We start from the raw sequence: 23,949 nt of genomic DNA on the forward strand, positions 1-23,949 counted from the left end.
TCATGCAACCAAAGTCTTTACAAATGAAAAATTTTGGGCCATTCATCGATGAAAAATTGGATTTCAGTCAGCTGCAAGCTGGCGGGTTGTTTTTGATCAGCGGTAAAACTGGTGCAGGAAAAACGACGATTTTCGATGGAATGACATTTGCCTTATTTGGTGAAACATCGGGGAATCTGCGTTCAGGCAAAGAAATGCGTTCGATGTTTGCTTCACCAACCGAAGAGACCAGCGTCACGTTTACTTTTGAACATCAGCGTTTTACCTACCAGATCCAACGGAAACCGGAACAAACGTTAGCAAAAAAACGTGGTGACGGGGTCACCAACCAAACGGCAAAAGTTCAATTGACGATTTTTGACGCAGATGGCAAAGAGAAAAAGCAGATCAGTAAACGGACAGAGGTTGATACGTTTATCAAGGATCTGCTGCAACTGGATGCCAAACAGTTTTTTCAAATCATGATGTTGCCGCAAGGAGAATTTCGTAATTTTCTGATTGCTAGCAGTAATGAGAAAGAACGCGTTTTGCGAAATCTATTTGGTACGGAAATGTACCAGCAATTTAATGAATGGCTAAAAGAACAAGTCAAAGCGCAAAGCAGAAAGCTTGAACATCAGCAACTAGTCGCTTCGCAGATCATGGAGCGTTTTGAATGGGAAGAAGAGCAGGAAATTTTAACGGTTACGGAATGTCTGACTTTGTGGGGGCAAGATTTAGAAAAACAACAGATCCAACTTCAGCAGTTATTGCAGAGAAAAGACCAGACAATGCAAGAAATGAAAGCTGCGCAAGAGGCTTTTTACCGTGCAAAAGAAATCGAAAATGCGCGGATCGAAAGGCAAGGTCTACAAGAAAAAGCCCGAGAGCTGCATGCTAAAAAAACCGAGATCGCTCAGAAAAAAGCCCAGTTGAACCAGTTGGTGTGGGTGCTTGAACATCAAGAAATCATGCAGCAAAAAGAAGAACGCGTGAAAGAAGCACAGCAAGCTGCTCAGCAAATCAACGAAACAAAGCAGCAACTGCAAGAAATTCAGCAGCAACAAATAAGCTGGCAAGACCAACGATCGTTGATTGACGGCATCAAGAAAAAACAGGAAGCTGCTAGTCAAAAAGTTCAACGAATCCAGCAGCAGATCCCGCTAGCACAGCGCACACAAGCCCAGCAAGAAGAAGTGGAGCAGCTTGAAAAAGCCGCACAACAACAGACCATCGAGTTAACGAAAATAAATCAAGCGCAAGCACGTGCCAAAACGCAAGCACAGCATCTTGCAGAAGAAATCGACACCTTGCGAGGGTTTCAAGCAGAAGCGGTGAAATTGGTAGAAACGCAGGCTCAGGTAGAAAAATGGCAGCAGGCAAAAATGCTGTTTCATGAAGCCGAGCAAAAAGCAGGGGAACAGCAACAAATTCATTCGGAGTTAGTCCTTGAACAACAGCAATTGACAGCATCCTTGCTGGAGCTGCAAAAAACGCTAAAACAAGAGACCAGTCAAAATGCTCGAATGCAAATTGCTCGGCTTCGCCTTTTACTGGAAGAAAATGAACCCTGTCCGGTTTGCGGATCCTTGGATCATCCGAATACACAGGAGCACACGACCTATCGCATCGAAGACATCATTGCCAGTGAGCAAAGACTTGAGCAAACACAAGAAAAATTGACGAAGATCCAACAGCAAGTATCGGCAAATCAAACGCTGCAGGAGCAAGCCACATTGCGAATCAGCGAATGGCAAGCCACCAGTGCTGCTGCGCAGAAGCAAGTGGAATTAGCTTGGACTGCAGTTCAACAGGCATTTGCTGCCTTGCAGCCGATAGAAAACCAAGAGGCGATTACCGAGGAAACGACGGTAGCGGAACTAAAGAAACGGCAATCGTTTAATCAACAAAAAGCCGCTTCTTATGAAGAAGCGCAGAAGAAACATCAGGCAGTAAATGAGCAGCTAGCAACATTCAATGAGTCCTATCAGCAAGTCAGTGAGCAAGTGAAAAAAGCTCAAGAAGCGCGCCAGCTTGCGGAGGGGAAATTGGCTTCTTTGCAGGAACAACTTGCAGGCGCAACGTATGAACAATTACAAGCTGATTTAGGAGAAACCAATGGTTTACTAATGGAATATACGCAACAAATCGAGGCGGATGCCCGACAAGAAGCGCAGATAAACGAGCAACAAGCGATCCTTTCAGAGAAGCTGAAAAATCTGCAGCAATTTTTTGAAGAAAAGCAAGCGGCTAAGACAAAAGCAGAGCAACGACTGACGCAGCGACTCCAAGAAGCTGGTATGACTGAAGAAACGATGCGGGACTTGATTGCCCAAGCCCCTCAAAGAACCATTCTCTCAGAAGAAATCAAAACCTATGAGCAAGAAACGGCGTTTGTTCAGCAACGGCTAGCATTGTTAGATGCGCAGTTAAAAGAGCAAGCTACGATAGATTTAAACCAATTGGAAACGGCCTACCTTCAGTTGCAGACTGTGATGGAGGAATTACAGCAAGAAACAGTCCGCAAACAGGAGAAAGTCAATGGCAATCAACGGTTGTTTGAAGAGTTGCAAGTCATTTATCAGCAAAATGTCGAAGAACTTGCCCAATTAGGCCAACTTCAGCAATTAGCAGAAACTATCAACGGTGAAAACGTCAAAAAAACCAGTTTGGAACGGTATGTACTACAGCAATTTTTGACGGATATCTTAGATGTCGCCAACGAACGCTTGGCCCGTTTGACCCGCGGCCGTTATCAATTTGAATTAGCAGATAAAGTCGGGAGCTATCGGAGCTCAACAGGATTAGAGATCGATATCTATGACGATAATGCCGGTCAAGTCAGAAGAGCTCATACGCTGTCAGGTGGCGAAAGCTTTATTGCAGCCTTAGCGTTGGCGATCTCTTTGGCAGATGTGATCCAGCAACGAGCTGGCGGGATTGAGATCGAAGCACTCTTCATCGATGAAGGCTTTGGCTCGCTTGATGAAGAATCATTGGAAATGGCGATGGAAGCATTAGAAATGATCGAAAATGAAGGGCGCATGATTGGGATCATCAGTCATGTTCGAGAACTGCGGGCAAGGATCCTGCAGCAAGTTTTCGTAGAAACTAACGGCAGCGGGCAAAGCCGGATCCGAATAAAAGAATAAGGAGAGGAGGGCTCTTATGAAGTGGAGTATTCCAGAAAAAGTAATTGAGCGAGGTAGAACCTACGTTAATGAAGGTCGTGTCTTGTCTGTCACACCGGATAAAGAGAAAAATGTGTGGCACGCAGAAGTACTAGGAACAGAATTGTATTTAGTTACTTTGGATGCTACTGCCAAAGAAGTGGATTATTGCCAATGTCCTTATTGGGAAGAGCACCATTATTGCAAACATACGGTGGCCGTCGAACTCTATTTACGCAAACAAGGAAAAACACGAAAAATCAATGAACAAACCCCCATCAAAAAAGCCTTTTCTGCTTCAGAGATGTTTTCCAATGGTTTTGCCCGCTTAAACAGTGAAAAAGAAGCGAGTAAACCATTACAGATTGAATTTCGGGTAGATACGATTGCGACAAATCCATATCATCAAGAGATGGATATTTTAGGCGTCTCTTTGAAAGTTGGCCATCGCGGCACGGCCAGGACTTATGTCGTCAAAGACATTTACAAATTTTTACAAATGTATCAAGAAAACAAGCACTATGCGACCAATAAGCAACAGACCTTTTTCCTTTCTCCAGATGCCTTTGATGAGAAAAATCAAGCTTTATTAAATCGATTGGCAGGAATCTCGCAAACCCAGCAATTAATGGGGCAAGCAGGCATTCAAATCAATGGCAAACTTGACAAAAAATACTTGCTGCTGCCCGTTGAATTCGGCAAGGAACTGCTATTGCAATTCAATGATGTCTACACGCAAATTACCATTGGTGAAACCAAGGTCAGCCAAGTAGACTTCCAATCGGGAGAACCATTGACGTTTTCAGTTACAAAAGAAGCGGATCATTTTCCGCTGCAGTTCGTAAAAGACTTCGACCACTTACTAAGTTATTATAACTGGGGGCTGTTGGATGGAACCTTTTATGAATTGACTGTCGAGCAAAAGGAGATCTATGTCACGATGCAGCAGCTGTTTAAACGTTTTGAACAGCCAATCATTGATTATCCAAAAGAAGAGCTGGCGAATCTCTTTATGAAAGTTTTGCCTTATTTGCGAAAAATTGGGCGTGTCCAAGTGGCTCCTGAGGTTCAAAATGACATCGAAGAATCTGAATTGAAAGCAGTTTTCTCCTTGCGGAAAATCAAAGGTCAAGTAGATCTACAAGTTGATTTTACTTATGGAGAAGTCGTTTTTTCAAGTGATGAAAAACATCAATACATGCCAGAAAATCATCCAGAGATTTTACGTGATTTCCAACAAGAAGCACGGATCGAAGCCATTATTGAAACCTTTGGCTATCAAGCTAGCAGTAAGAACTGGCAAAAAAACCTCCCGATAGGTGAACAACTCTATGCCTTTTTCACAAGAGAGATCCCGGTGTTGAGACAACTAGGTGAAGTTCGCATCGGCAAGAAGCTGCGGGAACTCTATCTTGATGCCCAACATCATCGTCCAGAAATCGTCATCGAAGAAAATGGTTCTTGGTTAGATATCAAGTTTGATGTTAGCGGCATTCAAGAATCAGAGATCAACGATGTTTTGCGGAGTCTGTTGCAATCTGCGCAATTTTATACCACAGAAAATGGGCAAGTCCTTTCATTGGAATCCGAAGAGTTTCAAGAAGCAAGTGCTGCCCTGAAAAAATTGCGTCTTTCACTCGAAGCGAAGGATGGGGCGATCCAAGTTCCTATGAATCAAGGGCTGCTCCTGCAAGAGCAGTTTGCTGATCAAGCCAGCTTTAGCGCGGGCTTTCAGCAAATGACGGAAGACTTAATTCACCCAGAAAACTTTGAGGCGCAGCTGCCAGAAAACTTGCAAGCTGAGTTGCGGCAGTACCAAGAAGTTGGCTTTCGTTGGCTAAAAATGTTGAGTCATTATCAATTTGGCGGCATTCTTGCTGATGAAATGGGGTTAGGGAAGACCGTTCAGACGATTAGCTACTTACTTTCAGAAAAACAAGAGAAACAAAAATTGAATGCATTGATCGTGGCACCTGCCAGTCTAACGTTCAACTGGCAACAAGAGATCAAACGTTTTGCGCCGACGATTTCAGCGACTGTCATCAGCGGAACGAAAGAAGAGCGCGAAGGGCAGATGGCGCAGCCAGCGGACGTCCGCATCACTTCTTATGCAAGTTTGCGGCAAGATATTGATGCCTATCAAGCACTAGATCTGACTTGTTTGATTTTAGATGAAGCGCAAATGGTCAAAAACAGTGCGACCAAAACGGCACAGGCCTTGCGATCCTTGGAAGTTCCACAGCGGTTCGCCCTCAGTGGCACACCAATCGAGAACAATCTAGAAGAATTGTGGTCCTTGTTCCAAATGATTATGCCAGGCTTTTTCCCGAACAAACAGAAATTTAAAGAACTGTCCACACAAGAAATTGCGAAAATGATCAAACCTTTTATTTTGCGAAGAGACAAAAAATCCGTGCTGCATGATTTGCCGCAAAAATTGGAGACAAATTATTACAGTGTCCTTACAGAAGAACAAAAGAAAATCTATTTGGCGTACTTGCGGCAAATGCGGGAAGAAATCGCGCAAATGGATTCTACGTCTTTCCGTAAAAATCGAATCAGTATCTTAGCTGGTTTGACTCGACTGCGGCAAATCTGTTGCGACCCACGATTATTCGTGGAGGATTATGAAGGTTCTTCTGGGAAACTTGAACAGGTAAAAGATTTACTCTTAGCAGCCAAAGAAAATGGTCGTCGGGTACTGCTATTTTCTCAATTCACTAGCATGCTTTCGATCATTGAAGAAGAGCTAGCACAAGAAGGATTTGAATCCTTTTATTTGCGCGGCAGTACCCCGCCACAAGATCGTTTGACGATGGTCGATGCCTTCAATAGTGGTGAAAAAGATGTCTTCTTGATCTCATTAAAAGCAGGAGGAACAGGACTGAATCTGACCGGTGCAGACACCGTAATCTTATACGATTTGTGGTGGAACCCGGCGGTGGAGGAACAAGCCGCTGGACGAGCCCATCGGATCGGTCAAAAAAATGTTGTCGAAGTCTGGCGAATGATTGCTGAAGGAACCATTGAAGAACGAATGGATGCACTGCAACAAGAAAAACGAGAACTTTTTCAAAAAGTGATCCAAGGCAACGAAACACAGCTGCAACAAATGACCGAAGAAGATATTCGTCTGATTTTGAGTATCGGTGAAGAAAATTAAGCATTAAAAAAACATGGACCCGCTTGAAGCGAAGGTCCATGTTTTTTTAGCTATAGGCGTATGCAGGAAGCTGCAAGAGCGTGTCAATACTTCCTTGGAGTTGCGAGAAAGCGGTGATAGACACATCTGGCAAATCTTCCAATCCATTAGGGGCCTGACGGAGACGATGATTGAACCACAAGGCTTGCCAACCGGCTTTTTTGCAGCCGACCACGTCATTATCAAAATTGTCACCAACGTACAGTGTCGTTTCTGGATCAAGAGCAAAGTCGGTTTCTGCCAATTGGAAAATTTCTAGTTGCGGCTTTTGATAGCCAGTTGCTTGGGAAATGATCATATGCTCTGGTTTGATCCATCGAGTCAATTGCAACTGATCCAATTTCTTTTGTTGATGGTCGGTGGGACCGTTAGTAATAATCCCTAACTTGATTGGTAATTTAGACAAATAGTTTAAGGTTGACTCAACTTCAGGATGTAGCGTAATGGCATCTAGTTCTTGTTCATAACACAGCTGGAATTTACAGCTTTCTTCCATTTTAATAGGTAAGTATCCTAAATCCGTTAATGAATGCGTCAGTCGGTGATAGCGAAAATGATCTAGTGTCCATTCATTGGCCAATACCCGTCCAAACTGCTCATCACTGTGCACCCGAAACCGTAAGTAAAGAGCGGTTAGATCTTTGGGGGCAATTTGTGGGAAGCATGAGGTTACGGCATTACGAAATGGTTGCTGCTGGTCATATAAGGTATCATCGACATCAAAAAGAATACTAGTGATCAAAAGAGACACGCCTTTCAGAGTTAGTGAAAATTTTCAGTTTGTTTTCGAATCAATCATAAGCTATTATGACTCTAAAAAAAAGAGGAAAAACCTTGTGAAATAAAGGTTTTATTTACTATTTTTAGAAATCCGCGTCTTGATAGGTTTTCAAAATTATAGTGAATTTTACCCATTTTCACATGTTTCTCATTTTGCATTTCTTCAAAGAGTTGCTTATAATGAAAGCTATTGAGGAGGGGGAAATGTGTTAAAAAGGTTTTTCCGTTATTATCGACCGTATCGGTCACTATTTATGTTGGATTTTACTTGTGCGGTATTTGCTGGTTTATTAGAACTGGCCTTTCCCGTAGCCGTCAACCAAGTAATCGATAAGATCATGCCCCAGAACAACTTTCGCCTGATACTATTGGCTTGCTTAGGCTTGTTCTTGTTTTATGTGATCAATACTGTGTTGCAATATATCGTAGTTTTTTATGGTCATAAACTTGGGGTCAATATTGAAACAGATATGCGTCAAGAACTGTTTCGACATCTGCAAACGCAATCTTTTGAATATTATGACAATCAAAAGACTGGCAAGCTGATCAGTCGTTTGACTACGGATCTCTTTGAAATTTCTGAAGTCGCTCACCATGGGCCAGAAGATGTTTTTATTACCATCATGACTTTAGTCGGTTCATTCCTATTGATGTTAAATATGCATGTTCAATTAGCGGTAGCGACATTTGCGTTGATTCCATTGATTACGATTGCCTTAGTTTTTTTCAACAAGAAAATGACCAAAGTCAACACACAGATCTATGACAACCTCGGTGAGTTCAACGCCGGAGTGGAAGCATCTGTCAGCGGCATTCGGGTGACTCAATCGTTTGCCAATGAAACGTTCGAACACAAACGCTTTGATGGATTGAGCGAAATCTATCGTCAATCAAAGATCCTTTTTTATAAGGTAATGGCGATCAGTTCAGCGTACAATTACTTCCTGATTCGCTTGATCAACTTGTTTGCTCTAATTTTTGGTGCTTACTACGTGATTCGCGGTGAACTGACGAATGGCCAGTTTGTAGGGTTTATTTTATTGTCGAATGTCTTTGTTAGACCAATTGAGAAGGTCAATACGATGATCGAGAGTTATCCCAAAGGAATCGCCGGCTTCAAACGATTGACGGAAGAATTGGATAAAGAACCGACGATCAAAGACAAACCAGGGGCACGGGCCGTTCAATCATTAAAAGGAGATATCGTCTACCATGATGTTTCTTTTTCTTATGCGGATGCGACAAAAGTCTTGAATCACATCAATTTGTCGATCAAAGCCGGCGAGACGATCGCCTTCGTAGGACAAAGTGGTTCAGGGAAAACCACGTTATGCAATCTCTTGCCACGTTTTTATGAAGTCACGGAAGGTGCTATTACGATCGATGGCATCAATATTCAGGAGATGACCTTGGCTTCTTTACGTCAGCAGATTGGGACTGTCCAGCAAGATGTCTTTCTTTTCCCAGGAACGATTCGAGAAAATATTGCATATGGCAAACTCGATGCAACAGAAGAAGAGATTCTAAAGGCAGTCAAGTTAGCACACTTGGAAAAAGTCATCGATCAAATGACAGATGGGTTGGATACAGTCATTGGTGAACGAGGAGTCAAATTATCCGGTGGCCAAAAGCAGCGGGTAGCGATTGCTCGGATGTTCTTGAAAAATCCGCCGATTTTGATATTAGATGAAGCAACATCAGCGTTAGATACGGAAACCGAGCAAGTGATTCAAGAATCCTTGAATTCATTGGCAGATGGTCGCACAACCTTGATCATTGCTCATCGTCTTGCGACGATCAAACATGCAACACGAATCATTGTCGTTAGTGAAAAAGGCATCTTGGAAGAAGGAACCCATGAAGAATTGATGGCGAAAAGGGGACATTATCGCGCATTGCATGATGCGCAATTCGCTCGTGATGGGGAACCGTCTCTCTCTTAGAAAAAAGGAACGATCCATTCAAGAAAGCCCTAGCCTTTTTATGTTTTGTCAGGAAAAAGCATAAAAAGACGGGCTTCTTGGGTTGATCGTTTTTCACTAAATTTTTGTGAGAAACCCTTTTCATTTATAAGCAGATATTCATTTCTCCTGCTGTTTTAATGTCGATTATGACAGAAATGCTTGTATGGTTTTCTGATTAAAAAGGAATGTGATACAATTGAATCAAGATTGAAGGGATGAGCTGAAAATCTTCTCTGAAAAAAATAACATATATTTTTATTGTAGCCCTATCGGTTTGAAGGCAACAATGGTTCGTGAAATTTTTCCTTTGAAAACGATTGAGCCATGGACTTGGTTTTTCTCCTTGTATTTTGATTACACATGTAATTACAGATAGGAAATTAAAAAACGCGCGATTCAACTAAAAGAGTATTTTAATATTCTGACATCTTTTTGATACACCTTTGACACACTGTTGTATAAAAGAAGTAATATTAAAAAAAAATTTGAGTTTTCTCATTTAAAAACAAAGTTTTTGTGTGAAACCTTTTGCCTAAGAGGTTTCGCTTTTAATATAACTTTCGATTTTTATTAAAAAATATGAGATTTAGACTAGATTTTTTTTAGTTAAACCTGTATAATTGAAATCAAGCGAGGGCACAGGACTTGCTTGATTGAAAATTAAAAAGGAGAGATGCACGTTGTTGACACTATACACTTCCCCAAGTTGCACATCTTGTCGCAAAGCTCGTGCGTGGTTACAAGAGCACGAAATCCCTTTTGTTGAAAGAAATATTTTTTCAGAACCGTTAAATATTTCTGAGCTTAAGGCAATTCTACAGATGACAGAAGATGGCACAGAAGAAATTATTTCCACCAGATCCAAAGTATTCCAAAAGTTGAATATGGATCTAGATGACCTGCCCCTAAAAGATTTATTGACACTTGTTCAAGAAAATCCAGGATTATTGCGTCGGCCAATCATGATTGATGAAAAACGATTGCAAGTTGGGTTTAACGAAGATGAAATTCGTCGGTTTTTACCAAGGGATGTTCGCCAACTGGAACTAAGACAAGCGCAATTAATGGCAGGCTTATAAATTTGACTTCATCGACTCGCTTTCTCGTAGAAAGTGAGTCTTTTTTTGAGTTTTTACGTTTTTCTTAAGAGGATATTCGTTTTCTCTTTACTTTTTATCAGGTTTCGATACAATGAACCTATAGTGAGTAGCAAAAGTGAGGTGTAGCTAATATGGAAATGGAACATATCAATGAAAACACCATTCGTGTATTGATCAAAAGTGAAGACTTAGCTGCGAGAGGCATCACTTTTCTTGACCTTCTAGGAAATCACAATGAAATTGAAAACTTCTTTTATAGTATTCTTGAAGAAGTTGATATTGACGAAGAATTTAAAGGCAGTGAAGCTGTAACTTTCCAAGTCTTGCCTAAAGGCGATGGGTTAGAATTGTTTATTAGCAAAAATCTTCCACCAGAAGGAATGGAAAATTTTGATGAGATGAACGATGAAGCGAATGAAGACATTACCGATATGTTGAAAAAGCATGTGGCGGCTCAATTACAAGAGTCAGAGCAAGCAGAAGATATCGGCAATCGTTTTGTATTCGAGTTGTTGCGATTCGAAGATATGATTCAATTGGCATCCGAAGTATATTTGGATTCTGTTGCAACCAATCTTTACCAAATGGGCAACCATTATTATATTGAAATTCGATTCATGGATGCAGATGTTACTGATATTGAAGTAGAAAATGCACTTTCTTATTTGATGGAGTTTGCTCAACGGACGTCAGTGACGCCAGAGGTTTTATCTGAATACGGTGAGTTGATTATGGAAAACGATGCACTTGAATTGACTCGTTTCTACTTCAAGAATGATTAATGAATGAAAATCATTTCCAGCCAAGGACATTTTGACAATGTTCTTGGCTTTTTCAATTGTGATTAAAGAAAATGGCGTATCTTTTATTGAGGTGAGCCAGATGCTGAAAGCGTTGAACCAAAGAAAAGAAGTTATTGCAGCGAAAGGGAGAAAGAAATCATCGGGCCCTTTTTATTGCCCAGGATGTCAGAAAGAAGTGATTTTGAGGCAGGGACCAAAGCGACAGCCCCACTTTGCCCATCAAACCAGTACTGATTGTCAGACGTACAGTGAAAGGGAGACGAAGGAACATTTGGAAGCAAAACAACTTTTGTTTGAGTGGTTTCAAGATACAGGGATTGAAATCGAAGCCTTTTTGCCTAAACTCCAACAGTGTCCTGACCTTTGTTACAAGAATATCGCCATTGAAGTCCAGTGTTCTTCCCTCAAGTTTTCACGATTTCTGGAACGAACCACCACTTATTTAGCAAACGGCTATCAGCCTTGGTGGATCCTCGGGACCAAATTGTATCCGAAACGCCAGTGGTCGTTTTTGGTAAAAGCTTGCTGTACTTATCAGTCTACTGGCTTTTGCTTGTGGCTCATTGATACGCGAAATCAGGCATTAGTGAGGCTGCACCAAATCAAATGGCATTATCAAGAAGGGGTAAGCAGTCGACGAATTGCTACACAAAAAGGGGAGCCTTACAGGAAAGAGACACTTCGACCTTTGTGCGAAACAGAAGGATCGAAGACCCACAATTTTTCTGAATGGGTAGCGACCGATTATCGGTTGTGGGTGATTCGAAAACTACGAAATAAACTGCCCAAAATCAGAGAGATTCAAGAAATAGTATACCCGTTGAATGGGAATGTCTCACAGCTGCCTTTGTGGTGCTACTGTGAAAGTCGGTTTGGCATTTTATTTGAACACCGCATACTGATTTTTCGCTTTCTCTATTTAAGTGATTGTCCCATTAGTTTTGAGCAGTGGTTGATCCGGCTGAGGCAGTTGCATTGGCAATGGCACTTTCCTTTGCTTGATCAAAGAGAAATATTGCGAGAAATCTTTCAAGAATGCCAATATTTAGAAAATTCGGTTTCTTTTTCAAGCCAATGATTTGGTTTCGTTGAAAAGTGTGATAAGATATTTTTAACCAATGAACAAGGAGTGAAGGGAATGTCAGAAACAAAACAATTACCAGCACGTGAATCGATCCCAGTCGAAAAAACGTGGGACTTAACGAAAATCTATGCCGATGATGCGGCTTTTGACATAGAATTTCAAGAAATTCAAGCACAGGTCAAAGAAGCCAGCCGTTACCAAGGCACTTTAGCAGACGGTCCGCAAGCCTTTTTAGCCGCTTTAGAATTTGTCTTAGATCTTTCTCGCCGCTTGGAGAAACTGTATGTGTACAGCCATCTAAAAAACGACCAAGACACCGCTAATACGACTTATCAAGGCTTATATGCGAAAGCCAGCAGTTTAGTTGCGCAAGTAAGTGAAGCCGTTGCTTGGTTTGATCCCGAGTTATTGACGATGTCCGATGAAACGATTTGGGGCTATTTCGATCAAGAACCTAAGTTAGCAGTTTATCGTCATATGATCGAAAAAACCATCAACGAGCGGCCCCATGTTTTGCCTGCCGATCAAGAAGCGTTATTGGCCGGTGCTGGCGAAATTTTTGGTGCCCCTGGCAATATTTTCTCTGTTTTAAACAATGCTGACTTGGATTTTCCAGTCGTTGAAGACGAAAATGGGGAAAAAGTGCAGCTGTCACATGGTGTCTACGGTGAGTTGATGGAAAGTACAGATCGCTCTGTTCGAGAAGCGGCCTTTAAAGGTCTCTATGGCGTCTATGAGCAATTCCGTAATACCTTTGCCCAAACCTTAAGTACGAATATCAAAGCCCACAACTTTAAAGCCAAAGCCCGTAAATACGATTCCGCACGCCAAGCCGCTTTGAGTGCCAATCATATTCCTGAAAGTGTCTATGATACGTTAGTGGACGTCGTTAATCAACATTTGCCGTTACTACACCGTTATATGGCATTAAGAAAACGCCTGTTGGCTGTCGACACACTTCATATGTATGATGTGTACACGCCGATTTTAGGGGAAGCACCGATTCGCTACACCTATGAAGAAGCAGTCGAAAAAGCGAAAGAAGCGCTAAAACCATTAGGGGAAGAGTATCTCGCTGTAGTTGAAGAAGCCTTCAGCAATCGGTGGATCGATGTCGTTGAAAACAAAGGCAAACGCAGTGGTGCCTATTCGTCAGGTGCTTATGACACGCTGCCTTATATCTTAATGAACTGGAATGATCGATTGGATCAACTCTTCACCCTTGTTCATGAGATGGGGCACAGTGTGCATAGTTATTTCACAAGGAATAACCAGCCTTATGCCTATGGCGATTATTCGATTTTCTTAGCAGAAATCGCTTCGACGACGAACGAAAATATATTAACGGAATACATGCTTCAGACTGAGACTGATCCACGGGTCAAAGCCTATGTCTTGAATCATTTTCTTGATGGTTTCAAAGGCACGATTTTCCGTCAAACGCAATTTGCCGAGTTCGAGCATTTCATGCACGTAGAAGATGCGAAAGGAACACCGTTGACCAGTGAATTCTTAAGCGAGAATTATGCCGAGTTAAATGCGAAATACTACGGACCATCAGTTGAAAAAGATCCTGAGATTCGTCTCGAATGGTCACGAATCCCTCATTTCTATTACAATTACTATGTCTACCAATATTCAACTGGTTTTTCCGCAGCTTCTGCTTTGGCGAAGAAAATCTTAGCTGGCGAACCGGATGCCTTAACCAACTATTTGAACTATTTGAAAGCCGGACGTAGTGATTATCCAATCGAAGTCATGAAAAAAGCAGGCGTCGATATGACGAAAGCAGATTATATTGAAGATGCGATGAAAGTATTTGAGCAACGTTTGAATGAATTGGAAGCACTCGTTAAAGAAATCGAAGCATAAATGAAACAGTACAAACCAATCCACAATGGATTGGTTTGTTTTTTGTTCGCGCACAATGAAAACGCTGCGCAACGAGCCAAACGTAAAGTCATCGTTTGGCTCATTGCGCAGCATTGCTATTGAATAGGGTTTCATAAAAGAATCAACCCGCGATCAATTTCATGAATCGTGGAAAGTTTTGGTGCTTGTAAGGATTGTGCACTTTGTAAAAATGTATCAAGCTCTGTCGCTGTGCCAAAGATAAGTGGAAGACTTTTTAGCTCTTCTGATCCTTCCAAGAGGACACCATATTCTTCTTCACTTGAAAAATCATACACCACAGCAGAAGGTGTGATCGTGATGCCCATGTCTTTCGCTACCCTTTGGTCGGTGGCAAAGTTCTTTTTCACTAGCTCAGATGTACGGTCTTCTAAGAACATCTCTAAATCACCGTTCGTTTCTGAAAATAGCTCTTTTACTAAGGTGTCACAATATTCCTGTTTTTCGATCCCTATTCGTTGTTGCAGTTTCAATAAGAAATCCCGAGCAATTTTTTTTCCTTGCAACTGGGCTGCTTTATAGTCCAGTGACGCAGCGTAGATTTGGTTTGTCTGTTCATTACGCAAGACCAAATCCGCCTTGTTCATGGACAAATAGTCCATCGAAACGCCTACTGAAAATAAATTAACGAAAGGTAGGATCTGCAAATGGATTTTTTTGCGATTTGTATTTAATCTGTTGATAATCTCTTTTTCGATATCATAACAAATAGGCCCAATCGGATTAATAAATAAAAATAGTTCGATCATTTGAATCTCTCCCCAATTAAGATTCTTTCGTATCTTGAAAAACAAAATAAGTATGTTTTATTAAATATAGCAAAAAAACGCGGAAAAAGTAAGCAAAAGGGCAGCCTACTATGATTTTTCTTCTACAGCACGAATGATCTTGTTTTTTGCTGGTCGGTAAGGAATATCAAAGGTGTGCAACAACGATTGAAAGGCAAGCTTTCCTTGGAGCGGCTCGCTTACTTCTAGCTCCAATTCATAATCATGTTGCTGACCATACCAGCTTTCATCCAAAGCGAGTAATCCTTCTTTGATCGGGAATTCCGCCCGTCTCGTTTTTAATGCTGCAATCATGCGTAATGAATCAGGTTCGATATTCGCTGCTCTTAAGCGTTGAGCAACTACACCCGTAGATAGAATTTTTTCTGAATCAATTAATGACGCAGCGATTTCCTTCGGTAAAGGATCAGTCGTTTCTAGTAGACCATGTTCAATGGGGGTCTTTAGTGTTAACTCCGCATGGGTAGTCGTCGTGCGAATACGCAAACCAAATTGCTTTTCCCGCAATTTATGGTCTGCTGTATCAAAGTAATAATTGGTCTGTGTCTTGAAGGCTGTTTCTGATAAATTGTAATAAGTAAGCAACTGGTGGTATTCTTTTTCCGTCAGCATCGTTTTATATTCAATCTCTACTTGTTCGACCATCGATTTTCACTCTCTTTCTATTGCAACCATAGTGTACGCTGTTTCAACTATTCCGTCAAAGAAACTATACAAAGAAAAGCAGCAACGATTGGATCAGACAAAAAATCTTTTGTTTCTGCACTTCTGTCCATTCAGTTTTATTCCAAGAGTATGGTAGAATAAGGGGTATGTTATGAACAGAATCGAGGGAGAAGAATGATTCGAGATTGGGAAGAATTCTTAGCGCCTTATGAACAGGCGGTTTCAGAATTAAAAGTAAAATTAAGAGGCATAAGAAAACAATATCGGGAACAAAACAAACATGTTCCCATTGAATTTGTCACGGGTCGTGTCAAGCCAGTGGATAGTATTTTAACGAAAAGCAAATTACGAGGGATTGCAATGGATCGGCTTGAAGAAGAGATGTCTGATATCGCCGGTTTGCGAATCATGTGTCAATTTGTGGAAGACATTCACCAAGTCGTTGAATTGTTGCGAACACGCAAAGACATGAAAGTCATCATTGAACGGGACTATATCACCAATAAAAAAGCCAGCGGCTATCGTTCGTACCATCTAGTGATCGAGTATCCCGTTCAATTGATCGATGGAGAAAAAATTATTTTAGCGGAGATTCAAATTCGGACACTAGCGATGAATTTTTGGGCAACGATCGAACATTCACTAAACTACAAATACCAAGGGGAGTTTCCCGCTGAAATCAGTGAACGGCTGCGTCGGTCGGCAGAAGCCGCCTATCAGCTAGATGAAGAAATGTCCAATATCCGTGAAGAGATCCAAGAGGCACAACGGTTATTTTCACATGGGAAAGGCAAGCGAGGCGGACATGATCAGAACCCGTTGCCAAAGGGGGAAACGGAATGAAAGGTATCCGCGTGGCAATCGTCCATAATCAAGAAAGCAAGTCGGTAGAAGTGACAAAGCGTTTAACTACGCTTTTAGAACAGTCAGAAAATAAGATCGATCAAGACAATCCTGAATTAGTGATTTCTGTTGGGGGAGATGGCACGCTCCTTTCTGCTTTTCACTTGTACAATCATAAGTTGGACCAAGTGCAGTTTTTAGGGGTTCACACGGGTCACCTCGGCTTTTATACGGACTGGCGAGATTATGAATTGGAAGAATTAGTCGAGTCTTTGTGCAATGACCATCAAAAAAGCGTCAGCTATCCATTATTAGATGTTCGTATTACTTATGCGAATGGCAAACCAGATAAGCATTTCCTAGCATTGAATGAATCAACGATCAAGCGCGGCAATCGAACGATGGTTGCCGATATTTCTATTAAAGAAGACCTCTTTGAAAAGTTTCGCGGCGATGGCTTATCGATCTCAACGCCCACCGGCTCCACTGCTTATAACAAGAGTGTTGGTGGGGCAGTCTTGCACCCAAGTATCAATGCCTTTCAATTGGCAGAGATTGCTTCGTTGAACAATCGTGTCTTTCGGACCCTTGGTTCGCCGATCGTCGTGGGTCACCATGAATGGGTCAAAGTACAACTGCAGCAAAGCACCGACTATTTAGTGACGATCGATCAGTTTACCATCGAACAAGAAGAAATCGATGCTATCTATTACCGTATTGCCGATGAACGGATTCATTTTGCGTCTTATCGGCATATGCATTTTTGGAATCGGGTCAAAGATTCCTTTATTGGAGAAGAATAAACCCATGGAATTTACGTATCACTATACTGGACAAGGACAGCAAGTCAAATACTTTTTGAAGGAACAAGGGGTGTCCAAAGGACTATTAGCAAAAATCAAATTTCAAGGCGGAAAGATATTTGTCAACGATCACGAGCAAAACGTCTTGTTTTCTTTGGCGCAAAATGATAGGGTAACTATTGTAATTCCTCCCGAAGGGGAACATGAGACGATGCTGGCTGACCCGACACCGATTGAGATCGTGTATGAAGATGCCCATCTGTTAGTCGTGAATAAGCCAGCAGGAATCTCATCGATCCCTGCGCAATATCATCCGACTGGCACGATGGCCAATCGCGTCAAGGCCTACTATCAAGCGCAGCACTATGAAGATCAAGTGATTCATGTAGTCACGCGGTTAGACCGTGACACATCAGGATTGATGCTTTTTGCAAAACATGGGTTTGCCCATGCGAAGCTGGATAGCCAGTTGCGAAAGAAGCAGGTCGTAAAAAAATATCAAGCCCTCGTTGCTGGTGAACTGCCCGCACTTTCTGCCCATGGTGAGATTGAGCTGCCGATTGCTAGGGACCTGACGTCACTATTGAAACGCAAGGTCAGTGACGAAGGAAAAGAAGCACGGACGGAGTATTGGCTAAAACAACGCAATTCAGATTGCGCTTTAGTTGATATTCAGTTACACACAGGCAGGACACATCAAATAAGGGTCCATTTTTCTGCAATCGGTTGTCCCTTATTAGGAGACGAGATGTATGGCGGTACAATGGCTCTTGGGATCAAACGACAAGCATTACACTGCTGTCAGCTGCAATTTCAGCATCCCTTTACGAATGAACCGTTGGCTTTTAAGCTGCCCTTACCAGCAGACATGGCCGCTGTTTGCTCAGCCATGGATAGGCAATAACAAATGAGGTGAAGAGATTGGATGAAAATCAAGAATTAACTGAACGGTTTGATCAACTGAATCAAGCATTAAAAGACAATGATATCCAGGGATTTCGTGAGGCGTTCTTGGATCTGCATATCTACGAGCAGGGTCAGTTCTACCAATCTCTAGAAGCAGCCGATCGACAAATCGTCTATACGTATCTTTCCCCGAAAGAATTGGCAGACATGTTTGACGTCATTGAAGAAGATGATGAACACATGGTGGACTATCTTTCAGAGATGCGCCCTGCCTATGCGGCTGATATGTTGGCGCAAATGTATACCGATAATGCGGTTGACCTGCTGAATACTCTGGATAAAAAACAAACAGCGAAATATTTGAGTTTGATGACCGCTGAAGCTGCTAGCGAAATCAAAGAGCTGCTGCACTATGAAGATGAAACTGCTGGATCGTTGATGACTACCGAGTTTGTTTCCATTGTGGCCAACCAAACGGTTCGTTCAGCGATGTATGTCTTAAAAAATGCCGCAGATGTTGCCGAGACGATTTACTATATTTACGTCGTGGATACTGATAATAAGCTTGTGGGCGTTATTTCTTTAAGAGACTTGATCATCAATGATGAAGATACCATGATCGCTGATATTTTGAACGAGCGGGTCATGTCGGTTCATGTTGGAGATGACCAAGAGGATGTCGCTCAGACCTTCCGAGATTATGACTTTCTCGCATTGCCAGTCACCGATTATGACGATCACCTATTAGGGATCGTGACCGTCGATGATATCATCGACGTTATCGATGATGAAGCAGCCAGTGACTACTCTGGTTTGGCAGGGGTCAATGTGGAAGAAGTCAGTGAGAACCCGATCAAAGCGTCTTCGAGACGCTTGCCTTGGCTTATCACCTTACTCTTTCTCGGAATGGCCACCGCCAGTCTTATCAGTCATTATGAAGAGTTGGTCAGCGAAGCAAGTATTCTCGCTGTTTTTATCTCACTGATCACTGGGACCGCCGGTAATGCTGGTACCCAATCCTTAGCCGTAGCCGTTCGTCGTCTGGCGATCAATGACGACAAAGAAAACAGCTTTATGAAGACGGTGGTCGGTGAAGTGCTGACAGGACTGTTCACAGGTGCCATCACGGGGTTGACGATCTTTGCTATCGTAGCTGTCTGGAAACAAAATCCGATTCTAGGGTTTGTGATTGGGATGGCGATGATGTGTGCCATCACAGTAGCCAACTTAGCGGGAAGTTTGATCCCGATGCTGATGGACAAGCTGGGTTTTGATCCAGCAGTGGCAAGTGGTCCGTTTATCACGACCCTTAGCGATTTGACCAGTGTTTTGATCTACTTCAACATTGCCAGTCTTTTTATGAACTATTTTATTCAATGAACAAAGAGCAAGCCGATGATTCTTCATTCGAAGGAAGGTCATCGACTTGCTCTTTAATTTTTTGGTTTTGGCAATACCCCAGAAGGAGAGACACCATAAAGTTTTTTAAAAGACTTGCTAAAGTGATAAGCATCCTGATAGCCCACAGCAGAGGCGACTTCTTTGATCGTGAGGTTTTCATTTTTTAACATGTCTTTGGCACGCTTTAAGCGAATCTCAATCAAGTAGTTGATGGGACTGACACCCGTCGCCTCTTTAAAAATCTTTGAAAGGTATGTCGGGCTGAGAAATTGATCCTGTGCGAGCTTCTCTAATGTGATTTCTTCTTTGTAATGATTTTCCAAGTAATAGACCGTATAGTTGACGATCTGTTGTTGTCGTCGTTGGCTTTTGGAAAGGTAAGGCACGACATTGATATGGTCTTCATTTAGTCCACGTAAAATGTAGACGAGCATCTCCATCAAAACAGCCTTTTGCATCAATTGAAACTCATCCCGCTCTTCACTGCTTTCTCTCACCAACTGCCAGGCTTTTTCCAAAACTTGATGATGGTATTTGCCTAGCTCCAACAAGGGGTGTTTGTTCGGGAAAAAATTCCGTTTAAACCCTTCCAAAGAAATATTTTTTAAACCAATATGCAGCTGATGGGAGCGAGTGCCCTTAGGCTGCAATTCGCAGTGATCGACGCCAGGATTGAAAAGCATGACGCTGCCAGCACGGATTTTTTTCGCTGGTTCTTTTTCAAAATAATAGGTACTTTCTCCTTCTAATAAGACGCTGATTTCTAAAAAGTCATGATGGTGCATTTCTCCATGACTTTCTGATTGCGTCCATGGGTCAAAGAGATAGATGATTTCTGGATTAAACGTACGAGGGTTAACTAAATTCATGGCTGATTCACTCCAATTGGGTGCTTATTTCCTGTAAAAAAAGGGAATGGTACTTCTTACTAATATTTTACATCAAAATGAGTAAGAAAAACCATTCAAATCGCTTTTCAAAACGCTAAGCTTAACAACGAGAGGGGGAATTAGATGAGTAATACACAATGGATCTGGCGCTATGCCAAAAAGAACCGCGGAAAAATCATATTGGCGATCCTATTTTTAGTGATCAATGCAGCGCTGATCATTGTTAATCCGTACTTGGGAGGAATGGTGATCGACGATGTCATCAATCAGCAAAAAACGCACTTATTGATTCCATTACTGTTGATCATGATTGCGACGACCGTCATTCGCACCATTGTCCGCTATAGTTATCAGATTTTATTTGAACGGGTCGGACAAAATACGCTATACGATTTACGGGAAGATTTGTATCAGAAACTGCAAGAATTGGATTTCGACTTTTTCAATCACACTCGTGTGGGAGATATTATGGCACGAATGACAGGGGATACCGATGCCATTCGCCACTTTGTTTCTTGGGTGACCTATAATATCGCTGAATGTATCTTATGGTTCTTTTCAGCGGTGGTGGTGATGAGCTTTATTGACTGGAAATTGATGCTGGCACTGGTGGCTGTCACACCGATCATTTTTCTGTTGACCAACCGCATGTCTAAAAAGGCACACCCATTGTTTTTTGACATTCGTGAGAGCTTTTCTCGCTTGAACTCAATGGTAGAAGAAAATATTGGCGGCAATCGGGTCGTAAAAGCCTTCGCTCGTGAAAATTTTGAGATCGAAAAATTTCGCTCCTACAACGAAGATTTTAAGACCCGCAACATGGCATCTGCCAAAGTTTCCCGTAGCTATCTGCCCTGGCTTGATGGCTTAGCAGGAAGTTTGTCAGTCATTGCCTTAGTTTTAGGCGGAATTTTCGTAATCAATGGGGACATGACCTTAGGAGATCTTGTTGCGTTTAATGGTTATCTATGGATGTTGAACAACCCCATGCGTATGAGTGGCTGGTTGATCAACGATGTTCAGCGATTTTCTGCGGCCTGTATCAAAATTCGACAAATGCTGGCACAAGAATCGAAAATACCGGTTCACCAACAAGAAAAATTAGAACCGATCAAAGGATTTGTGGAATTTAAAGATGTCTCTTTCCATTTTTCAGATGATCCAGAGCAAAATGTACTGGAAAACATCAACTTCAAGATTGGGCCGGGACAAACGTTAGGGATCTTAGGCGAAACCGGCTCTGGAAAAACGACGTTAGTAAATTTAGTTGGACGTTTTTATGATCCGACTGAAGGGGAAGTATTGATTGATGGAAAAAATGCCAAAGAGTATCCTGTGCGTCAAATGCGGGAAAATATTTCGATGGTGATGCAAGATGTCTTCTTGTTTTCTAATACTATCTCTGACAATATTGCTTTTGGAAATCCTTTAGCAGATGAAGGCTTTATTCGCCAAATGGCCGTAGTCGCCGATGCAGATACCTTTATTTCTCGAATGCCTCAAGGCTACGAGACGATTGTCGGTGAACGAGGCGTCGGACTTTCTGGTGGACAAAAACAACGGATCTCCCTTGCGCGGGCCTTAGCCAAAGATCCATCGATCTTGATTTTGGATGACACGACGTCTGCCGTCGATATGGAGACAGAATCGAAGATCCAACAAGAGCTGACAAAATTAACCGGAGAGAAAACGACGTTTATCATTGCCCATCGGATCTCCTCTGTTCGAGAAGCCGATCAGATTTTGATGATGGAAAAAGGTCGGGTTGTTGAACAAGGCACCCACGAAGAACTCGTCAAACTGCGAGGGAAGTACTATGAAGTGTATCAAAAACAATTAGGCTTGTCAGGAGGTGAAGACGATGGCGAGAAATAAATTTGATGTGGATGAGGAATTAGACCAGGAATTTAGCTGGAAGGATTTCAAGCGTTTGTCCCAATACGTCGTACCGTATAAAAAAAGCATTGGGAAAGTACTATTTACGATCATCCTGGCAAACTTAGCAGGAATGCTGGCGCCTGTTTTCACGAAGATCGCCATCGACTCATCGATTCCTGAGAAAAATGTCAATCAATTGCTGCTTTTAGGAGCTGCCTTTCTAGTGACCTTGATCGTTATCGGTGTCTGCATGCGTTATCGTATCTACCATATCACGAATATTGGGCAAGACGTATTGAAGGATATGCGCTTTGATATTTTTGAACATCTGCAGCGGCTGCCGTTTTCTTATTTCGATACAAGGCCCCATGGCAAGATCTTGATCCGCATCGTAAATTACATCAATACACTGAGTGACCTGTTGAGTAATGGACTAATCAATTTGATTTCCGATGTTTTCAACGTCATCATCACCTTGATTTTTATGTTTGCGATCGACTTCAAATTGACCCTGTATTCCCTTGCGTTGCTGCCAATCTTGTTCATCATGGTGATGGTAATCAAAAATAACCAGCGCAAAGCTTATCAGGTGTTGAGTAATAAACAGTCCAATTTAAATGCCTACATTCATGAAAGTATTGCCGGCATCAAGATCACCCAATCCTTCGCACGGGAAGAAGAAAATGCAGAGATTTTCCAAGAAGTCAGCAATGATTATCGGACTTCCTGGATGAAAGCTGTCAAAATTCAGTTTCTCATGTGGCCTGGGGTGCAAAACATTTCAGTCATTACAACTTGTTTGATTTATTTTGTCGGCATTCGCCAAATCGGTGTCGATGTCAGCACAGGTACTCTGATCGCTTTTATCAGTTATATCAATAATTTCTGGAATCCAGTCATCAATATCGGGAATTTTTATAATTCTTTGATTACAGCAACAGCCTATCTTGAACGGATTTTTGAAACGATGGATGAAGTCCCAGATATCGAAGACAAACCAGATGCAAAAGTATTGCCGACAATGAAAGGGACCGTTGATTTTGAACACGTGACCTTCCGATACGAAGAAGGCAAAAACATTCTTTCTGATGTCAATTTCCACATCGAACCCGGGGAAAGCATTGCCTTGGTTGGCCCTACTGGTGCAGGGAAGACCACGATCATCAATTTGCTGAGCCGCTTTTATGATGTCAATGAAGGCAGTGTTAAAGTAGATGGGATGGACGTTCGTGACGTGACGCTGGAATCCCTGCGCTCACAGATGGGGGTCATGCTGCAAGATACCTTTATTTTCTCAGGAACGATCATAGAAAATATTCGCTATGGAAAATTAGACGCGACAGAAGAAGAGATCATTGAAGCAGCGAAGATCGTCCGTGCTCACGACTTTATCACGGAGTTGAAAGACGGCTATCAAACCGTCGTCGAAGAACGAGGAAGTACTTTATCTGCGGGGCAACGGCAACTGATTTCCTTTGCCCGAGCGTTGTTGGCTGATCCAAAAATCTTGATCTTAGATGAGGCTACTTCTAGTATTGATACGAAGACAGAAGAATTGCTGCAAGAAGGACTGTTGAAGCTGTTAGAAGGCAGAACTTCATTCATCATCGCTCACCGGCTGTCCACAATCAAAAATTCTGATCGAATCTTTTACGTGGCAGGGGGCACGATTGCTGAATCTGGTAACCATGATCAGCTAATGGCACAAAAAGGCTTGTACCATCATTTGTATCAATCACAATACGACTTATTGCAAGCAATATAAAAAGAATTCCCACAAA

The 23,949-nt window shown here is 42.1% G+C and carries 17 protein-coding genes; 13 read left to right on the forward strand and 4 right to left on the reverse strand.

From position 1 onward, the window contains the following. Positions 1-2: 2 nt before the first annotated feature. Together IGI78_RS06335 and IGI78_RS06340 are read left to right on the forward strand one after the other, a co-directional pair. Positions 3-3,131, forward strand: a complete 3,129-nt coding sequence (locus IGI78_RS06335; protein WP_195265753.1) for an AAA family ATPase — start codon at positions 3-5, stop codon at positions 3,129-3,131. A 16-nt stretch (positions 3,132-3,147) separates the two neighbouring features. Then, a complete protein-coding gene (locus tag IGI78_RS06340) occupies positions 3,148-6,312 on the forward strand; it encodes an SNF2 helicase associated domain-containing protein (protein ID WP_195265754.1) in 3,165 nt (1,054 codons plus the stop codon). Positions 6,313-6,358: 46 nt separating this feature from the next. Here the strand turns inward: IGI78_RS06340 and IGI78_RS06345 are convergent, their stop codons facing one another. Continuing rightward, a complete protein-coding gene (locus IGI78_RS06345; protein WP_096742514.1) occupies positions 6,359-7,093 on the reverse strand; it encodes an HAD family hydrolase in 735 nt (244 codons plus the stop codon). A gap of 244 nt (positions 7,094-7,337) precedes the next feature. On the opposite strand from IGI78_RS06345, the gene IGI78_RS06350 reads away from it, so the two are divergent. From IGI78_RS06350 to pepF, 5 genes are all read left to right on the forward strand, one after another. Continuing rightward, complete coding sequence (locus IGI78_RS06350; protein ID WP_096742515.1) at positions 7,338-9,074, forward strand: ABC transporter ATP-binding protein; 1,737 nt, start codon at positions 7,338-7,340, stop codon at positions 9,072-9,074. A 701-nt stretch (positions 9,075-9,775) separates the two neighbouring features. Next, complete coding sequence (gene spxA / locus IGI78_RS06355) at positions 9,776-10,174, forward strand: transcriptional regulator SpxA (RefSeq protein ID WP_003127030.1); 399 nt, start codon at positions 9,776-9,778, stop codon at positions 10,172-10,174. A 152-nt stretch (positions 10,175-10,326) separates the two neighbouring features. Further along, positions 10,327-10,977, forward strand: coding sequence for an adaptor protein MecA (locus tag IGI78_RS06360; RefSeq protein WP_077452520.1), 651 nt, complete (start codon positions 10,327-10,329; stop codon positions 10,975-10,977). A 100-nt stretch (positions 10,978-11,077) separates the two neighbouring features. Further along, the gene (locus IGI78_RS06365; RefSeq protein WP_223272985.1) at positions 11,078-12,076 is read left to right on the forward strand and encodes a competence protein CoiA; all 999 of its coding nucleotides are present in this window, start codon (positions 11,078-11,080) and stop codon (positions 12,074-12,076) included. A 60-nt stretch (positions 12,077-12,136) separates the two neighbouring features. Continuing rightward, positions 12,137-13,954 carry an oligoendopeptidase F gene (gene pepF, locus IGI78_RS06370; protein WP_194195364.1) on the forward strand — a complete coding sequence of 606 codons (1,818 nt, stop codon included), beginning with the start codon at positions 12,137-12,139 and terminating at the stop codon, positions 13,952-13,954. A gap of 131 nt (positions 13,955-14,085) precedes the next feature. On the opposite strand, the gene IGI78_RS06375 is transcribed toward pepF, so the two are convergent. After that, positions 14,086-14,742 (reverse strand): DsbA family protein, encoded by a 657-nt coding sequence (locus tag IGI78_RS06375; RefSeq protein ID WP_096742518.1) that lies wholly within the window; start codon positions 14,740-14,742, stop codon positions 14,086-14,088. A gap of 108 nt (positions 14,743-14,850) precedes the next feature. Further along, positions 14,851-15,426, reverse strand: coding sequence for a CYTH domain-containing protein (locus IGI78_RS06380; protein WP_081118447.1), 576 nt, complete (start codon positions 15,424-15,426; stop codon positions 14,851-14,853). Positions 15,427-15,621: 195 nt separating this feature from the next. Between IGI78_RS06380 and IGI78_RS06385 the strand changes: the two genes are divergently transcribed. From IGI78_RS06385 to mgtE, 4 genes are read left to right on the forward strand one after another with little or no spacing between them, the layout of a single operon-like run. Next, entirely contained in the window at positions 15,622-16,290 is a 669-nt protein-coding gene (locus IGI78_RS06385) for a GTP pyrophosphokinase (RefSeq protein WP_140965490.1), read from the forward strand. A 5-nt stretch (positions 16,291-16,295) separates the two neighbouring features. Further along, a complete protein-coding gene (locus IGI78_RS06390) occupies positions 16,296-17,093 on the forward strand; it encodes an NAD kinase (RefSeq protein ID WP_189372256.1) in 798 nt (265 codons plus the stop codon). A 4-nt stretch (positions 17,094-17,097) separates the two neighbouring features. Then, positions 17,098-17,997, forward strand: coding sequence for an RluA family pseudouridine synthase (locus IGI78_RS06395; RefSeq protein ID WP_074932946.1), 900 nt, complete (start codon positions 17,098-17,100; stop codon positions 17,995-17,997). A 17-nt stretch (positions 17,998-18,014) separates the two neighbouring features. Then, positions 18,015-19,379: a magnesium transporter gene (mgtE, locus tag IGI78_RS06400; RefSeq protein WP_010749430.1), complete on the forward strand. Its 1,365-nt coding sequence runs from the start codon at positions 18,015-18,017 to the stop codon at positions 19,377-19,379. A gap of 53 nt (positions 19,380-19,432) precedes the next feature. Here mgtE and IGI78_RS06405 read toward each other — a convergent pair whose 3' ends face one another. Further along, positions 19,433-20,269: an AraC family transcriptional regulator gene (locus IGI78_RS06405; protein ID WP_010749431.1), complete on the reverse strand. Its 837-nt coding sequence runs from the start codon at positions 20,267-20,269 to the stop codon at positions 19,433-19,435. Positions 20,270-20,413: 144 nt separating this feature from the next. On the opposite strand from IGI78_RS06405, the gene IGI78_RS06410 reads away from it, so the two are divergent. Continuing rightward, on the forward strand, positions 20,414-22,165 hold the full coding sequence (locus IGI78_RS06410; RefSeq protein WP_195265755.1) for an ABC transporter ATP-binding protein: 1,752 nt from the start codon (positions 20,414-20,416) through the stop codon (positions 22,163-22,165). Further along, on the forward strand, positions 22,152-23,933 hold the full coding sequence (locus tag IGI78_RS06415) for an ABC transporter ATP-binding protein (RefSeq protein ID WP_077452509.1): 1,782 nt from the start codon (positions 22,152-22,154) through the stop codon (positions 23,931-23,933). Before IGI78_RS06410 ends, IGI78_RS06415 begins: the two co-directional genes overlap by 14 nt. Positions 23,934-23,949 lie beyond the last annotated feature (16 nt).

Source organism: Enterococcus sp. DIV1767 (assembly GCF_050542585.1).
GTDB lineage: Bacteria > Bacillota > Bacilli > Lactobacillales > Enterococcaceae > Enterococcus_D > Enterococcus_D innesii.

Bases quoted from the DNA above. Each gene is read 5' to 3' on its own strand.
- IGI78_RS06335 (WP_195265753.1), top strand. From the start codon at position 3: ATGCAACCAAAGTCTTTACAAATGAAAAATTTTGGGCCATTCATCGAT.
- IGI78_RS06340 (WP_195265754.1), top strand. From the start codon at position 3,148: ATGAAGTGGAGTATTCCAGAAAAAGTAATTGAGCGAGGTAGAACCTAC.
- IGI78_RS06360 (WP_077452520.1), top strand. From the start codon at position 10,327: ATGGAAATGGAACATATCAATGAAAACACCATTCGTGTATTGATCAAA.
- IGI78_RS06365 (WP_223272985.1), top strand. From the start codon at position 11,078: ATGCTGAAAGCGTTGAACCAAAGAAAAGAAGTTATTGCAGCGAAAGGG.
- pepF (WP_194195364.1), top strand. From the start codon at position 12,137: ATGTCAGAAACAAAACAATTACCAGCACGTGAATCGATCCCAGTCGAA.
- IGI78_RS06375 (WP_096742518.1), bottom strand. From the start codon at position 14,742: ATGATCGAACTATTTTTATTTATTAATCCGATTGGGCCTATTTGTTAT.
- IGI78_RS06380 (WP_081118447.1), bottom strand. From the start codon at position 15,426: ATGGTCGAACAAGTAGAGATTGAATATAAAACGATGCTGACGGAAAAA.
- IGI78_RS06385 (WP_140965490.1), top strand. From the start codon at position 15,622: ATGATTCGAGATTGGGAAGAATTCTTAGCGCCTTATGAACAGGCGGTT.
- IGI78_RS06395 (WP_074932946.1), top strand. From the start codon at position 17,098: ATGGAATTTACGTATCACTATACTGGACAAGGACAGCAAGTCAAATAC.
- IGI78_RS06405 (WP_010749431.1), bottom strand. From the start codon at position 20,269: ATGAATTTAGTTAACCCTCGTACGTTTAATCCAGAAATCATCTATCTC.
- IGI78_RS06410 (WP_195265755.1), top strand. From the start codon at position 20,414: ATGAGTAATACACAATGGATCTGGCGCTATGCCAAAAAGAACCGCGGA.
- IGI78_RS06415 (WP_077452509.1), top strand. From the start codon at position 22,152: ATGGCGAGAAATAAATTTGATGTGGATGAGGAATTAGACCAGGAATTT.